Here is a 13,535-nt window from a genome sequence, read left to right on the forward strand (position 1 = left end):
TGCACTTCGTAGTTGAATCTGCGTCTTGAAGAACCGGCAGCCAAGTCAGATTCCGAGCCGCTGACCCGCACCAGTTGTTGATAATGATCAGATGAGCACACCATTTCCATCCCACCCCAAAGTTCTGGCGTTTGATACCTTCGGCACCGCGGTCGACTGGCACAGCGGTATTGCCCGCGAGGTACAGGCCCTGCGGCCGGGGGTGGACGGCGACGCCTTTGCGAACGCCTGGCGTGACGGTTATAAACCCGCCATGCGCCGGGTGATGTCTGGCGAGCTGGGCTGGACGTTGATTGACGATCTGCACCGCATCATCCTCGACCAGATTTTGGGGCCATTCGGCCTGGCTGATCTGAGCGAGACGCAAAAGCAGCACCTGAACAAAGTCTGGCACCGGCTGGACCCGTGGCCCGATGTGGTGGCAGGGCTCACGCGGCTCAAATCGCGGTATCTGATTTGCACGCTCTCCAATGGCAACATCGGTCTGCTCACCAACATGGCCAAACGTGCCGGCCTGCCGTGGGACTGCATCCTGTCGGCCGAGGTGTTTCGGGCCTACAAACCCGACCCCGCCACCTACCTGGGCGTGGCCCAGGTGTTTGACGTGGCCCCGGCTGAGGTGATGCTGGTGGCCACGCACCAAGACGACCTGGCCGCCGCGCGCGCCTGCGGCCTGCAGACCGCCTACATTGAGCGCCCGGCCGAGTTTGGCGCGGCCCACCCGAAAGACGTTGCACCCAACCCCGCCAACACCTTGCATGCCAAAGACTTTTTAGCACTGGCAGATCAGTTGGGCGGTTAATCCAGCGGGCCATTTTTGGTCGTGCATCGGGGGGGCCTCTCGGCGTTGCTCAGCGCAGCAGTCTGCCGTCCCGCCCAATCACGGTCACTTCAACATATTTCGAGCCCACGCCGTTGTCGGGCGAAAAGCCCACCTTGAAACCGCCCACGTCGGAGCTGTTCATTTTCTCTCGCTGGGTGATGATCTTCCGGCGCGTAGGGTCGGCACCCGCGCGGCGGATCGCTTCGACGAGAATTTTGCCCGCGGTGATTGCCGCCACAGCGGCGTCTACTTCTTCGGGTTTGCTGCGGTCGTAGCCGCCCGTGGCCACGGCTTTCAAGCCGAGTTTCGCCAGGGCCGACCGTGTGCAGGTGCTCGCATGGGCTTGATATGGTCGAAGTACACCTTGCCACCGACCTGGTACTCACTGCCGGTGCCGGCAAATCGTGCCGGTCAGCGGCACCCCCTGCCCGATGACCAATTCTTCGGTCGACTGGGCCGGGGCGAGATGAAGCAAGGCGAGCGCACCCAGCACGGTACCGACCAGGGCGAACTGAAAATTTTTTCACAGCATGGAATCTCCTCAATATTGAAAGACGCCGATATCGCGAACGAACGCAATGAAAAATGCGGGCATTTATTGAAGAGCTGATTCAAGAAACTGCGGGGCACGCCAGGCCCTGGCGGTTCCCTCATAAAGATGAAACAACAGTCGCACAGGTGACCGCATCTGGAAAAGTTGGATGGGCGCATTGAAAATGCTTGCATTGGGCATTCACCCGGCACGGTGACATTCGCGCCATCCACTTCATGCTTCAATGCGCTCACGCAGGACGGCTATCCAGCAAACGGGAATGAGTTTCTTTTCCGAGTGCCCCTTGCATAATAAATAACAATCAACCCCTTGAAAGCGACGTCATTGCAGGATACTCAGACCATGTACCGTAGCCGCGAGAACACACTTCCGCTGAAAAGCTCGTTTTTCAAGCTGCCGGAGTCCCTGTTACTGGTGTTCGAGCAGGACTGGGGTCTGGGCATGATCAGTGAGTCTTGGTCGACCACGCTGGGCTATCCGCACAGCGAGCTGCAGCGCTGGAAATTTCTCGATTTGCTGCACCCGGATGATCGCGCAGCGTGTGCCGAAAAACTCGCCACCCTGAGCCCGGAAAACCCCACGTTGCGCTTTACCACCCGCTGCGGCCGCCAGGACGGCAGCTATCTGGGGGCGGTCTGGAATGTGAACTTTGACCCCGACGAGAAGGTTTATTACGCCTGCGCGCATGAAACCGCGATCAATCTCGACGGCAGCAACGCCCAGTTGCCCGATATGTTCGTCGATGGTCTGACTGGCCTGCCCAATCGCAGCCTGTTTCTCGACCGCCTGGAACACACGCAGCGCCGCAGCGAGCGCCGCAAGGATCTGCAATTCGCCGTGCTTTATTGCGGCATCGACCGCTTCAAGGTGATCAACAACAGCCTGGGCCACCGCATGGGCGACCTGCTGCTGATGAGCGTGGCCAGCGTCGTGCGCAGCATCATCCGCCCGACCGACATGGCCGCCAGGGTGGCTGGCGACGAGTTTGCCCTGCTGCTCGAAGACATTCGCGATGTCAGTGCCACGCTGCTGGTGGTCAAGCGCATCCAGGAAAAACTGGTACTGCCTTTCGAACTCGATGGACACCAGGTGTTCACCAGCGTCTCCTTCGGCATCGTGGTCGGCGGGACGACGCCGCAGACGGCCGACGAAATGGTGCGGGACGCCAACATGGCGATGGTGCGCGCCAAGGCGCAAGGCGGCGGCAGCTATGTGGTGTTCATCCAGGAAATGCACGACCGGGCGGTGCGCCGCCTGGAGCTGGAGCTGGACTTGCGCCAGGCGCTCGAACGTGGCGAATTCGAGGCCTATTACCAGCCGATTGTTTCCCTGACCGACCGCCGACTGGCCGGTTTCGAAGCGCTGGTGCGCTGGCGTCATCCGGTCAAGGGCTTGATCTCGCCGGTGGAGTTCATCCCGGTGGCCGAGGAAACCGGGATGATCGTGCCGATTGGCCGTTGGGTGCTGCGCGAAGCCTGCCGCCAGGCCCGTGCGTGGCAGGGCCAGCGGCCCGACGCGCCACCCTTGACGGTCAGCGTCAATCTGTCGGCGCGCCAACTGCTGCACTCCGAACTGCTCGCCGATGTTGTCAGCGCGCTGGCCGACAGCGGTCTGCCGCCCACCCTGCTCAAGCTGGAGATCACGGAGAGCGTGATGATGGAAAACGCCGACGACGCGATCGCCCTGCTCAAGCGTTTGAAAAAGATGCAGATCCGCCTGCTGCTGGACGATTTCGGCACCGGCTATTCATCGCTCAGCTATTTGCACCGCCTGCCGATCGACACGCTCAAGGTGGATCGCTCGTTCATCATGAACATGCACAAAAACGAAAACGCCCGGCATTTCGTTGAAACCATCGTCCACCTGGCTCACAAGCTGGGGCTCGATGTGATCTGCGAGGGTGTGGAGCTGGCGGTCCAGGCCGACATTCTGAACGCCATGGGTGCCGAATACTGTCAGGGCTTTCTGTACTCGCGCCCGGTGGCCGCCCATGAAGCTGAAATGCTCATCCTCACCGGCTTCGACCTGCCGCACGAGGCTGCGCCGTCGACGGGGCAATAAATAGCTAGGAGTCAAGTGGGTCCGGCGCCGCTTCGGAGCGCGCGGCACGTCCGAGGGTGCTGGCGATCAATCGGGTCAACTTGTCTGATGCGCCGGTGACGGCCTGCTTCAAATTCTCCGCGTGGTGGGTGACAGCCAAGGGCTGGCGGCCTTGCACGCGGGCTTCCATCACGCAGCGCTTGTCGTTCTGACCGCTCTTGTGACCGTTCTCGTCGCTCAGGTGAACCTCCACCCGCGTGACGTGATCACTGTGCCGACTCAAGGCAGTTTTTACTTCACCAGTGGCCCACGCCACCAGCGCCTCGTGACCTTCGATGTGATGGTCGGTATTGATTTGGATTTGCATGCTTCATTATTTGCCTTTTCTGGCGAGCTGATGTAGGACAAAGAGAGGTTTACCGCATGTCACAGGTGCCCCGGAATGTCCTGGCCTAAACTGTCAACCATGTATCTGCACCGTCGCCATGACTAGCGCGCAATGGTTCATGCTCGTCGGCGGCTTGATGCTGGTGCGCGGCCTCACCTCCACCCTGCTCCAGCGTTCACCGGTCACGGCCGCCATTATTTATCTGGCGGTGGGGCTGCTGGTGGGTCCGAGCGTGCTCAATGTCTTTCATTTCAATCCGCTCAAGGAATCAGCGCTGCTGGAAGTGCTTACTGAAGTGGCGGTGTTGATTTCCCTGTTTTCCGCCGGCATCAAGATGCCCGCACCGTTCAGTTTTGCGCGCTGGCGTGCGCCGATTCTGCTGGCGACCGTGTCCATGAGCGTGACGGTGGCGATGGTCGCGGCCTTCGCCTGCTACGTGCTGCGGCTGCCGCTGGGCGCTGGCGTGCTGCTGGGCGCGATCGTGGCGCCGACCGATCCGGTGCTGGCCACCGATGTGCAAATCCGCCACCCCGGCGACCGCGACCAGCTGCGCTTTACCCTGACCTGCGAAGCTGGCATGAACGACGGCAGCGCGTTCCCGTTTGTGATGCTGGGGCTGGGTTTGCTGGGTCTGCATGATCTGGGCGACGGGGGCTTGCGCTGGATCGTGGTCGATGCGCTGTGGGCCCCGGTGGGCGGTATTGCCATCGGCGTCGTGGCCGGTATTGCGCTGGCTCGTCTGGGTTGGAAACTGCGCCGTGAGCCGCACAAACATGAACTGATGGACGACTTCCTGGGCCTGGGGCTGATTGGTGTTGTATACGGCTTGACGGTGCTGCTGCACGCCTGGGGTTTCCTGGCGGTTTTTTTCGCCGCCGTCGCGCTGCGCCAGACCGAGATGAAACTGGCCAAAGCGGCGCGGGCTTCGATGGCTGCCCACCCGGATCCTGAGCCCTTGCCACCCACGGTCAGCAAAGGCGCGCTGGTATTCAAGGAGCATCTGGAACGGCTGTCGGAACTGGTCCTGATAATCCTGGTCGGCGGCACCCTGTTTCTCAGCTCGTGGAGCTGGGACGGGGTCGGGCTGGCCCTGTTTTTGTTCATGGTGGCGCGCCCGATCAGTGTTCTCGTCGGCCTGTTGGGCACGGGCACCTCATGGCGCATAGTCGGTTTGACAGGCTGGTTCGGCGTGCGCGGAATCGGCTCGCTCTACTACATGATGTACGCCATACAACACGGGCTGCCCGAAGCGCTGGCCCTGCCATTGATCAACCTGACCCTGATTGTGGTGACGCTCTCCATTCTTCTGCACGGCATCAGCGTCAAACCCTTGATGGGGCAATTCTGGCGCCGCGGCAAGCCGCGAACAACCCTCTGAGCCTTGGTGCCTGCATCGCTGTCAAAATGCGGTCCAGGAACATCTCAACGAAGGAAACCTCGTGAAACTCGCAAACTTCGCTCTTCCCTTTTTCGCGGCCCTGCTTCTGGGGGTCGTCGGCTGTTCACCGCAGGATGCAGCGGACAAGGCTGCCATGGCCAAACCCGCGCTGCCTTATGAGGCGGCGGCAGCGCAAGGCAAGGGCTTCACGGTCGGCGCCATGATGAGCGCCAACCCCGTGTATGTGCTGTTCGACCCCCAGTGCCCGCATTGCGGCCACCTGTGGGAGGCCTCGCTGCCCCTGCATAACAAGGTCAAGTTCGTGTGGCTCCCGGTGGCCTTCATCAGCCCCAAGAGCGCTCCGCAAGGGGCCGCGCTGCTGTCGGCGGCCAATCCGGCGGAGCTGATGGCGGAACATGAAAAATCCATATTGGCAGGCACCGGGGGCATCGCGGCTTCGTCCAGTGTGCCGGCCGATCTGGAACTGGCCATCAAGAAAAACACCCAGTTGTTCAACAGCCTGGGCGGTGAGTCCGTACCCTACATCCTGGCCAAGAACCAGCGCACCGGCCAAGTGGTGACCAATACCGGGGCCCTGGACACGCCAGCGCTGGCCGCGTTTCTTGGCCTTGATCAACCCTGATTCAGCGTTCAATCCGTTTGGCCGGCAGCGCCAGGCCTGGCGCTAAACTGGGCCCATGCTGACCTACTACCAGAGCACGGCTGACCCGTCGCTGGCGTTTCCCGCCCTCGTCGGCCAGGTAGAGGTCGACGTGGTGATTGTGGGCGGCGGCTACGCTGGCCTGGCGACCGCTATGAGCCTGCTGGAGCGTGGTGCCAAGAACGTCATGCTGCTGGAAGCCCAGACCGTGGGTCACGGGGCCTCCGGACGCAACGGCGGCTTCGTGTTTGGTGGTTTCAGTCTGGACAATGCCGAGCTGATCCGCCAACTCGGACTGCAGCAGGCGCGCGCTCTCTATCAGCTCACGCTCGACGCCGTGCAGCGCATACGGCAGCGCATCACCCAGTACCAGATCGACTGCGATGCCCAGTACAGCGGTGTGCTGCTGGCCGACTGGTTTCGCGACGAACGCGCCTTGCGCGAACTCCAGCGCCTGATGCAAACGCAGTTTGATGTGCAGTGGGACTGGCTGTCGCGCGAGCAGGTGCGCGAGCTGCTCGTGACTAAGCGCTATCACGGTGCGCTGTTTGAATCCAACGCGTTTCACTTTCATCCGCTCAAGTACGCCCAGGGTCTGGCGCGGCAACTGCAGGGTGGCGGCGTGGCCGTGCACGAGTCGTCCGCGGTGCAGTCGATCACACGACAAGGCGCGGGCTGGCAGTTGCAGACCGCGCAGGCGCGCATTCGGGCCCGCGAGGTGGTGGTGTGTTGTGGCGGTTATATCGAGCGGCTGTACCCGGCGCTGGCGCGCGCCGTGCTGCCGATTGCCACCTATGTGGTGACCACCGAGCCGCTGGGCCAGCGGCTGCAGAGCGTCATGCGCACGCAAGCGGCGGTGTACGACACGCGTTTTGCCTTTGACTACTACCGGCCGCTGAGCGACACCCGCTTGCTCTGGGGCGGGCGCATTTCCATCAAGGACCGCGCACCGGCTCAGGTGGAGCGCCTGCTGCGCGCCGACCTGGTTCGGGTCTACCCCCAGTTGCGCGACGTGCGTATCACCCATGCCTGGAGCGGCATGATGAGCTATGCGCGCCACAAAATGCCGCAGATCGGGCGCTTGCCCAATGGCCTGTGGTACGCCATGGGTTTTGGTGGCCACGGCGTGGCGCCGACCACGATGGCGGGTGAGCTGCTGGCCCAGGCCTTGAGTGGCCAGGGCGCCCTGCCGCCCGGTTTTGAAAGCTACGGCCTGCCCCCGACCTTTGGCGCGCTGGGGCGGCTGGCGGCCCAGGCGAGCTACTGGTGGATGCAGGCGCGCGACGCCTGGCGCCGGTGAGGGTGGTGGCTGCGGCCGCGCTCACATGGGCCGGCAGGTACAATCTGCCCACTTTGCTGGCCCTGGCCGGTTTCCTTTTTACCGCGCCTTGGCGCATCTCCCTGTGGGGAGTCTTTAGGTCAGGTCACCCATGTCTGATTTAAGTCTTCAACTGCAGCAGGCCACCGGCCAACTACCAGTTTCAAGCTATTTCGACGAAGCGCTATACCAGCGCGAACTCACTGATATTTTCCAGCGCGGGCCCCGCTACGTGGGTCATCGCTTGAGTGTGCCCAACGTGGGCGACTATTCAACCCTGCCGCAAGAGGCCCAGGGACGTGCCCTGCTGCATACGCCCAGCGGCATCGAGCTCATTTCCAATGTGTGCCGCCACCGTCAGGCGCTGATGCTGACCGGACGCGGCTCGGTCAACACCACGCAGCCGGGCGCGGCGTCCGGCAACATCGTGTGTCCGCTGCACCGCTGGACCTACAGCGGCGGCGGGTCGCAGCCCGCCGGCACGCTGCTGGGCGCCCCCCATTTTGCGCAGGACCCCTGCCTGAACCTGAACAACTACAAGCTCAAGGAGTGGAACGGCCTGCTGTTTGAAGACAATGGCCGCGATATCCACGCCGACCTGGCCGGCATGGGCCCGCGGGCTGACCTGGATTTCAGCGGTTTTGTGCTCGACAAGGTCGAAATGCACGAGTGCAACTACAACTGGAAGACCTTTATCGAGGTTTATCTGGAGGACTACCACGTCGGCCCGTTCCACCCCGGCCTGGGCGGTTTTGTGACCTGCGACGACCTGCGCTGGGAATTCAAGGAAAACTACTCGGTGCAAACCGTGGGCTTGGCGCCGCAGACCGCCCCGGCCGGCTCGCCGGTTTACCAGCGCTGGCAGGATGCGCTGCACGCCTACCGCAAGGGCGCGCCACCCAAATATGGCGCCATCTGGCTGACCTACTACCCGCACATCATGGTCGAGTGGTATCCGCATGTGCTGACCGTCTCCACGCTGCACCCGATGGGCGTGAACAAGACCCTGAACATGGTCGAGTTCTATTACCCGGAAGAAATTCAGGCCTTCGAGCGCGAATTTGTCGAAGCCCAGCAAGCCGCCTACATGGAAACCTGCATTGAGGACGACGAGATCGGCGAGCGCATGGACGCCGGGCGCCGCGCGCTGCTGCGGCGCGGCGACAACGAGGTCGGGCCTTACCAGAGCCCGATGGAAGACGGCATGCAGCATTTTCACGATTGGTATCGCCGCCAAATCCAGCCCTAGCCCATGCAAGCGCTTTGGATGGTTCTGGCTGCGTTTTTCTTTGCCACCATGGCGGTGGGTATCAAGGTCGCGTCCGGCAGTTTCAACACCTTCGAGCTGGTGTTCTACCGCGGCGTGGTGAGCGTGATCTTCATGGTCCTGGTGTTGCGTGCGCGCGGCACGTCCTTGCGCACCGCCATCCCCATGATGCACGCGTGGCGCTGCCTCATCGGCGTGCTGTCGCTGGGCTCCTGGTTTTATGCCATCGCCCACCTGCCGCTGGCCACCGCCATGACACTGAACTACATGAGTGGCGTCTGGGTCGCCGCTTTCATTGTGGGCGGGGCCGTGCTGTACGGTCAGGCGCAACGCCAGGGCCCGCTGATGGCCACCGTGCTGACCAGCTTTGTCGGCGTGGTGATGATGTTGCGCCCGACGCTGGACCAGCACCAGCTGTTTGCCGGACTGATTGGCCTGCTGTCAGGGCTGGGCGCGGCGCTGGCCTACATGCAGGTCACGGCGCTGGGCAAGCTCGGCGAGCCCGAGGGGCGCACGGTGTTTTATTTCTCGGTCGGCTCGGCCGTCGCCGGCTGCGTCGGCATTGCGTTCACGGGCCTGACACCCTGGTCGGCGGTGAGCTGGCAGGCCGCCAGCTGGCTGGTGCCGATTGGCGTGCTGGCTTCGCTGGGCCAGTGGTGCATGACGCGCGCCTACAGCCGCGGCTCCACGCTGCTGGTGGCCAATTTGCAGTACTCCGGCATTGTGTTTGCCGCCTTCTACAGCCTGCTGCTGTTCGGCGACCATATTGCGCCGCTGGGCTGGGTCGGCATGGGCCTGATCGTGGCCAGCGGCCTGGCCGCCACCGTGCTGCGCACGCGCACCCTGCCCAACGCCCCGGCGGAAGAGCACTGAACCTGAAACATGGAACCCTTCGCTAACTTTCGCGTTAATAAGGAAACCGGTCCGATGTACAGCACCCTGATCTCCGCACCCCAGCTCCAGACCCTGCAGACGAGCGGCCAGCCGTGCATGGTGTTTGACTGCAGTTTTGAGCTGATGCAGCCTGGGGCGGGCGAGCAGCAATACCTGCAGGCGCACATCCCCGGCGCCGTGCGCGCCGACCTCGACCAGCACCTGAGCGCGGCCAAGTCGGCGCCTGATGCGGCATCGGGCGGCCGTCACCCCCTGCCCTCTCGTGAATCCTTTGCCGCCTGGCTCGGCAGCGTCGGCTTCAGCAACAGCATGCAGGCCGTGGTGTACGACCGCCAGGGCGCCAACTACTGCGGCCGCCTGTGGTGGATGCTCAAATGGGTCGGCCATGAGGCGGTCGCCGTGCTGGACGGCGGCTTGCAGGCCTGGCAGGCAATGGGCGGCGAAACCCGCAGCGGATTGTCAGTCGGCACCGGCGCACCAGCCTCTACATCAAATTACGCTCTAGCCCCCGCCAAGACTACGCTGATAGCTACTGAAACAATAGCAAAGCAGCTGGGGCGACCGGGCTTGAGCCTCATCGACGCCCGGGGCGTGCCGCGCTTTCGGGGCGAGGTGGAACCGCTGGACCCGGTGGCGGGTCATATCCCCGGCGCGCTGAATCGTCCGTTCAACCTGAATTTGGGCGCTGACGGCAAGTTCAAGCCAGCCAGCGAGCTGCGGGCCGAGTTTGACGCTCTGCTGGCGGGGCGCGACCCCGCCAGCGTGGTGCACCACTGCGGCAGCGGCGTCAGCGCCGTGCCCAATATCATCGCCATGGAAGTGGCCGGCCTGGGCCGCACCGGGCTTTATGCCGGCAGCTGGAGCGAGTGGTGCAGCAACCCGGCGCGTCCTGTGGCCCAGGGCTGAACGAAGCAGCTTGAATCGCAGGGGGCCGCTTTAGTGCCCATGTGCCAGTCCGCTGACCCAGGTCACCAGCACGATGCCTGCGAGCAACCACGCAATCTGCGCAGCCGTCTCCCGGGCCGTCAGGCGTTTTTGCAATTGGGGAATCAAATCCGCCAGCGCCACGTACACAAAACTGCTGGAAGCCACCACCAGAAAATACGGTAGATAGCCCTGCAGGCGCTCCACCAGCCAATAACCCACCAATCCACCCAAAGCGGTCACGGCCCCGGCCAGTGACACCTTGACCAGCGCCGCACGTTTATTGCTGGTGCCGGTTCGCAACACCATCAGGTCGCCCATGTGGTGCGGCACCTCGTGCGCCAACACCGCGAGCGAGGCAATGGCACCCAATCGCATGTCGGCCATGAAGGCCGAGGCGATCAGCACGCCGTCGCCAAAGCAATGCACGCTGTCCCCCGTCAGCACCGCCCAGGTACCGGCTTTGGGTGCGTGGCTGTGGACAGTCGGGTGCGGGGCCGGGTCGTGGTCGTGGTCGTGGTCGTGCGGCAATGCTTGGTGATGCTCATGCCCGTGGTGCCACAACTCGGCTTTATCGAGCAAAAAGAAAAATATCAGGCCTACCAGCAGCGTCATGAACAAATCATGCGCACTGGTCTGGCTCTCGAACGCCTCGGGCAACAGATGCATGAAGGCGGTGGCCAGCAAGGCACCGGCTGCCAGGCTGAGCATGTGCTGCGTGTAGCGTGCCAACACACCAAAGCTCAATAGTGCCGCCAACCAGACACTGCCAATACCGGCCGCCAGGGTTCCCAATACAATTGCTATCAAAATCATAGCTATTCGCGCTTTCTTAATGAGGGCCAGAGCCCTATTTGACCACCAGAACCCGGACTTCCGTCGTGGTCGGTGATGTACCTGCCGTTTATCTTATCAACCGTGTCAAGGAGGGGCGTCATCCGGCGACCCGGTGCCGACGCGGGCGGTTTATCAAAGGCCCATCCTGCCCCAAAAACGGCGCCAGTTTGCTGCAGTCAGGGCGAATCGGGCTTGTTTCCATTGAGAAATCGCATAACACGCATTCCGGACTGACCGGATAATGTATTCGTCCATGAGATTCCCACGCAACTCTGACAAGTCACTGTGGCTGCCGCTACTGGCGTTATTGGCGCTCGTATCCGAAGCGGGGGCGTGGTGGTGGATCGCCCGAATGCCGGGCGGTATGTCGTGGCAAGGCCCAACCCTGCTCGGACTGGGCGCAGCACTCTGCGCAGTGGCCGTGTCCCTCTTGCTGTGGCGAAAAATCGTCCCCCCCCGTGAAGCCCCGATCGAGCCGCAGCGGCCCATGTCGCCGACGAAGCTGGATTCGCTGCAGGCCCGCCAATTGCTGGCCTCCAGCCTGGATGCGCTGGACGTCGGCGTGGAAATTTGGGACGAGCACGACAGGTTGGTGCTTTACAACAAGAAACTCAACTTGATGCGCGTCAATTTTCATACACCGGCGGACATCGGGCAGAGCTTTGAAGCCCTGGTGCGAGCCAAACTGAAACAACATCTGGTCCCGGCGGCCATCGGCCGCGAACAGGAGTGGCTGACACAGCGACTGGCAACGCGCGGAACGCACACGGAGCCGCAGTTGAAGGAACTTGCGGGCAACCAGTGGGTGAATACCTACGAGACCCGAACCCCCGAAGGCTTTCTGGTGGCCTCTTGGGTCGATGTCACGGAACTGGTGCGCAAAGGCAGAATGCTGGAGGCCAGCAACCGGCGATTGGCCCAACAGTCGGCGACCGACGAGTTAACCGGCCTGGCCAACCGCCGACGCTTTGACGAAGCCCTGGAAGTCGAATGGCAACGGGCCGCGCGCAGCGTCACCCCCCTGAGTCTCCTGATGGTCGATATTGATCACTTCAAGAATTACAACGATTGCTATGGCCATGTGGCCGGCGATGAGTGCCTGCGGCGGGTGGCCAGCGTTTTGGGCCAATGCGTGCGCCGCGCCGGCGAACTGGTCGCGCGCTATGGCGGCGAAGAATTTGTGATGCTGCTGCCTGGCGCCGATATGGCGCACGCCTGCGAAACCGCTCAGAACTGCCTGGACCTGATCGAAGAAAAAGCCTTGCCGCACGCCACATCGGTCACGGCGCCCCATGTGACCTTCAGCATTGGCATCGCGTGTCTGTTGCCCGACGCCACGCTGAACCCGGCCTCGCTGGTCAATGCCGCCGACACCGCCATGTACCGCGCCAAAACCAGCGGCCGGGCACACTACGAAGTGGCCGACCAGGCCGACTGGGAAATCGACAAGGACACGCCCCGCACCCAGCCCTCCCCGTTGAGCTGACCGTCCGCCAGGCTCGGTCCGACTTTCACACTTTCACACTTTCACATTAACGCGCGGCTCAATGCGCCTTGTCCCAGTTCGGTCCCACGCCCACCTCGGCCAGCAAGGGCACCTTGAGATGCGCCACACCCGCCATCAAGCGCGGGATCTCATGCCTGACCCAGTCGACCTCGGCTTGCGGCACTTCAAACACCAGTTCGTCATGCACCTGCATGATCATTTTGGTGCCGCGTTTTTCTTCGTCCAGCACCTGCTGCACCTTGACCATGCTGAGCTTGATCAGGTCCGCCGCCGTGCCCTGCATCGGCGCGTTGATGGCGGCACGCTCGGCACCGCTGCGGCGCGGACCATTGGGCGAGTTGATCTCGGGCAGGTACAGGCGACGGCCAAACACCGTCTCCACATAGCCCGTGGCCTTGGCACTCTGACGCGTGTGGTCCATATACAGCTTGACGCCGGGGTAACGGTCGAAATAGCGCTCGATGTAGTTCTTGGCCGCCGTGTTGTCGATGCTCAGGGCACGCGCCAGGCCATAGGCGCTCATGCCGTAAATCAGACCGAAGTTGATGACCTTGGCGTAACGGCGCTGCTCGCTGGTGACCTGGGCGGTCGAGACGCCGAACACCTCGGCCGCCGTGGCCCGGTGCACGTCCATGTTGTCATGGAAAGCCAACAAGAGCGCCGCGTCGCCGCTGATGTGGGCCATGATGCGCAGCTCGATCTGGCTGTAGTCGGCGCTGATCAGGACATTGCCCGGCCACGGGATGAAGGCCTGGCGGATGCGCCGTCCCAGCTCGGTGCGGATGGGGATGTTCTGCAGGTTGGGATCGCTTGAAGCCAGCCGCCCGGTCACCGCGACCGCCTGCGAATAACTGGTGTGCACGCGCCCTGTTTCTCTATCCACCATCAGCGGCAGCTTGTCGGTGTAGGTGGATTTGAGTTTCGCCATGCCGCGATATTCCAGCA

At 62.7% G+C, this 13,535-nt stretch carries 14 protein-coding genes; 10 read left to right on the forward strand and 4 right to left on the reverse strand.

What is annotated here, in order from left to right:
- Nucleotides 1–91 precede the first annotated feature (91 nt).
- The gene (locus tag B3V69_RS15940) at nucleotides 92–802 is read left to right on the forward strand and encodes a haloacid dehalogenase type II (protein ID WP_296447993.1); all 711 of its coding nucleotides are present in this window, start codon (nucleotides 92–94) and stop codon (nucleotides 800–802) included.
- Between the two features lie 49 nt (nucleotides 803–851).
- Here the strand turns inward: B3V69_RS15940 and B3V69_RS15945 are convergent, their stop codons facing one another.
- Nucleotides 852–1,121, reverse strand: coding sequence for a hypothetical protein (locus B3V69_RS15945; RefSeq protein ID WP_296447994.1), 270 nt, complete (start codon nucleotides 1,119–1,121; stop codon nucleotides 852–854).
- 39 nt (nucleotides 1,122–1,160) lie between these two features.
- Here B3V69_RS15945 and B3V69_RS15950 point away from each other — a divergent pair, with 39 nt between their 5' ends.
- Together B3V69_RS15950 and B3V69_RS15955 are read left to right on the forward strand one after the other, a co-directional pair.
- The gene (locus tag B3V69_RS15950) at nucleotides 1,161–1,433 is read left to right on the forward strand and encodes a hypothetical protein (RefSeq protein WP_296447995.1); all 273 of its coding nucleotides are present in this window, start codon (nucleotides 1,161–1,163) and stop codon (nucleotides 1,431–1,433) included.
- 252 nt (nucleotides 1,434–1,685) lie between these two features.
- Nucleotides 1,686–3,437 (forward strand): sensor domain-containing protein, encoded by a 1,752-nt coding sequence (locus B3V69_RS15955; RefSeq protein ID WP_296447996.1) that lies wholly within the window; start codon nucleotides 1,686–1,688, stop codon nucleotides 3,435–3,437.
- Nucleotides 3,438–3,441: 4 nt separating this feature from the next.
- Here B3V69_RS15955 and B3V69_RS15960 read toward each other — a convergent pair whose 3' ends face one another.
- The gene (locus tag B3V69_RS15960; RefSeq protein WP_296447997.1) at nucleotides 3,442–3,783 is read right to left on the reverse strand and encodes an HPF/RaiA family ribosome-associated protein; all 342 of its coding nucleotides are present in this window, start codon (nucleotides 3,781–3,783) and stop codon (nucleotides 3,442–3,444) included.
- A 118-nt stretch (nucleotides 3,784–3,901) separates the two neighbouring features.
- Here B3V69_RS15960 and B3V69_RS15965 point away from each other — a divergent pair, with 118 nt between their 5' ends.
- From B3V69_RS15965 to B3V69_RS15990, 6 genes are all read left to right on the forward strand, one after another.
- Complete coding sequence (locus B3V69_RS15965) at nucleotides 3,902–5,182, forward strand: cation:proton antiporter (RefSeq protein ID WP_296447998.1); 1,281 nt, start codon at nucleotides 3,902–3,904, stop codon at nucleotides 5,180–5,182.
- A 61-nt stretch (nucleotides 5,183–5,243) separates the two neighbouring features.
- On the forward strand, nucleotides 5,244–5,825 hold the full coding sequence (locus B3V69_RS15970; RefSeq protein ID WP_296447999.1) for a thioredoxin fold domain-containing protein: 582 nt from the start codon (nucleotides 5,244–5,246) through the stop codon (nucleotides 5,823–5,825).
- Nucleotides 5,826–5,880: 55 nt separating this feature from the next.
- Nucleotides 5,881–7,143, forward strand: a complete 1,263-nt coding sequence (locus B3V69_RS15975) for an NAD(P)/FAD-dependent oxidoreductase (protein ID WP_296448000.1) — start codon at nucleotides 5,881–5,883, stop codon at nucleotides 7,141–7,143.
- A 130-nt stretch (nucleotides 7,144–7,273) separates the two neighbouring features.
- On the forward strand, nucleotides 7,274–8,410 hold the full coding sequence (locus tag B3V69_RS15980) for an aromatic ring-hydroxylating oxygenase subunit alpha (protein WP_296448001.1): 1,137 nt from the start codon (nucleotides 7,274–7,276) through the stop codon (nucleotides 8,408–8,410).
- A gap of 3 nt (nucleotides 8,411–8,413) precedes the next feature.
- The gene (locus B3V69_RS15985) at nucleotides 8,414–9,301 is read left to right on the forward strand and encodes a DMT family transporter (protein WP_296448002.1); all 888 of its coding nucleotides are present in this window, start codon (nucleotides 8,414–8,416) and stop codon (nucleotides 9,299–9,301) included.
- Nucleotides 9,302–9,355: 54 nt separating this feature from the next.
- Nucleotides 9,356–10,228: a sulfurtransferase gene (locus tag B3V69_RS15990; protein WP_296448006.1), complete on the forward strand. Its 873-nt coding sequence runs from the start codon at nucleotides 9,356–9,358 to the stop codon at nucleotides 10,226–10,228.
- 30 nt (nucleotides 10,229–10,258) lie between these two features.
- Here the strand turns inward: B3V69_RS15990 and B3V69_RS15995 are convergent, their stop codons facing one another.
- Entirely contained in the window at nucleotides 10,259–11,062 is an 804-nt protein-coding gene (locus B3V69_RS15995; RefSeq protein ID WP_296448003.1) for a ZIP family metal transporter, read from the reverse strand.
- Between the two features lie 274 nt (nucleotides 11,063–11,336).
- On the opposite strand from B3V69_RS15995, the gene B3V69_RS16000 reads away from it, so the two are divergent.
- Complete coding sequence (locus B3V69_RS16000; protein ID WP_296448004.1) at nucleotides 11,337–12,569, forward strand: GGDEF domain-containing protein; 1,233 nt, start codon at nucleotides 11,337–11,339, stop codon at nucleotides 12,567–12,569.
- A gap of 58 nt (nucleotides 12,570–12,627) precedes the next feature.
- Here B3V69_RS16000 and B3V69_RS16005 read toward each other — a convergent pair.
- Nucleotides 12,628–13,535 (reverse strand): DNA polymerase (locus tag B3V69_RS16005; protein WP_296448005.1); only part of this gene is annotated, 908 nt, incomplete at its 5' end.

Source organism: Rhodoferax sp. UBA5149 (genome assembly GCF_002413825.1).
Taxonomy (GTDB): domain Bacteria; phylum Pseudomonadota; class Gammaproteobacteria; order Burkholderiales; family Burkholderiaceae_C; genus Rhodoferax.

What these genes read in the sequence shown, in the direction of transcription:
- B3V69_RS15995 (WP_296448003.1), bottom strand. Translation starts at nt 11,062, where the DNA reads ATGATTTTGATAGCAATTGTATTGGGAACCCTGGCGGCCGGTATTGGC.
- B3V69_RS15980 (WP_296448001.1), top strand. Translation starts at nt 7,274, where the DNA reads ATGTCTGATTTAAGTCTTCAACTGCAGCAGGCCACCGGCCAACTACCA.
- B3V69_RS15960 (WP_296447997.1), bottom strand. Translation starts at nt 3,783, where the DNA reads ATGCAAATCCAAATCAATACCGACCATCACATCGAAGGTCACGAGGCG.
- B3V69_RS15985 (WP_296448002.1), top strand. Translation starts at nt 8,414, where the DNA reads ATGCAAGCGCTTTGGATGGTTCTGGCTGCGTTTTTCTTTGCCACCATG.
- B3V69_RS16000 (WP_296448004.1), top strand. Translation starts at nt 11,337, where the DNA reads ATGAGATTCCCACGCAACTCTGACAAGTCACTGTGGCTGCCGCTACTG.
- B3V69_RS15950 (WP_296447995.1), top strand. Translation starts at nt 1,161, where the DNA reads ATGGGCTTGATATGGTCGAAGTACACCTTGCCACCGACCTGGTACTCA.
- B3V69_RS15975 (WP_296448000.1), top strand. Translation starts at nt 5,881, where the DNA reads ATGCTGACCTACTACCAGAGCACGGCTGACCCGTCGCTGGCGTTTCCC.
- B3V69_RS15990 (WP_296448006.1), top strand. Translation starts at nt 9,356, where the DNA reads ATGTACAGCACCCTGATCTCCGCACCCCAGCTCCAGACCCTGCAGACG.
- B3V69_RS15940 (WP_296447993.1), top strand. Translation starts at nt 92, where the DNA reads ATGAGCACACCATTTCCATCCCACCCCAAAGTTCTGGCGTTTGATACC.
- B3V69_RS15965 (WP_296447998.1), top strand. Translation starts at nt 3,902, where the DNA reads ATGACTAGCGCGCAATGGTTCATGCTCGTCGGCGGCTTGATGCTGGTG.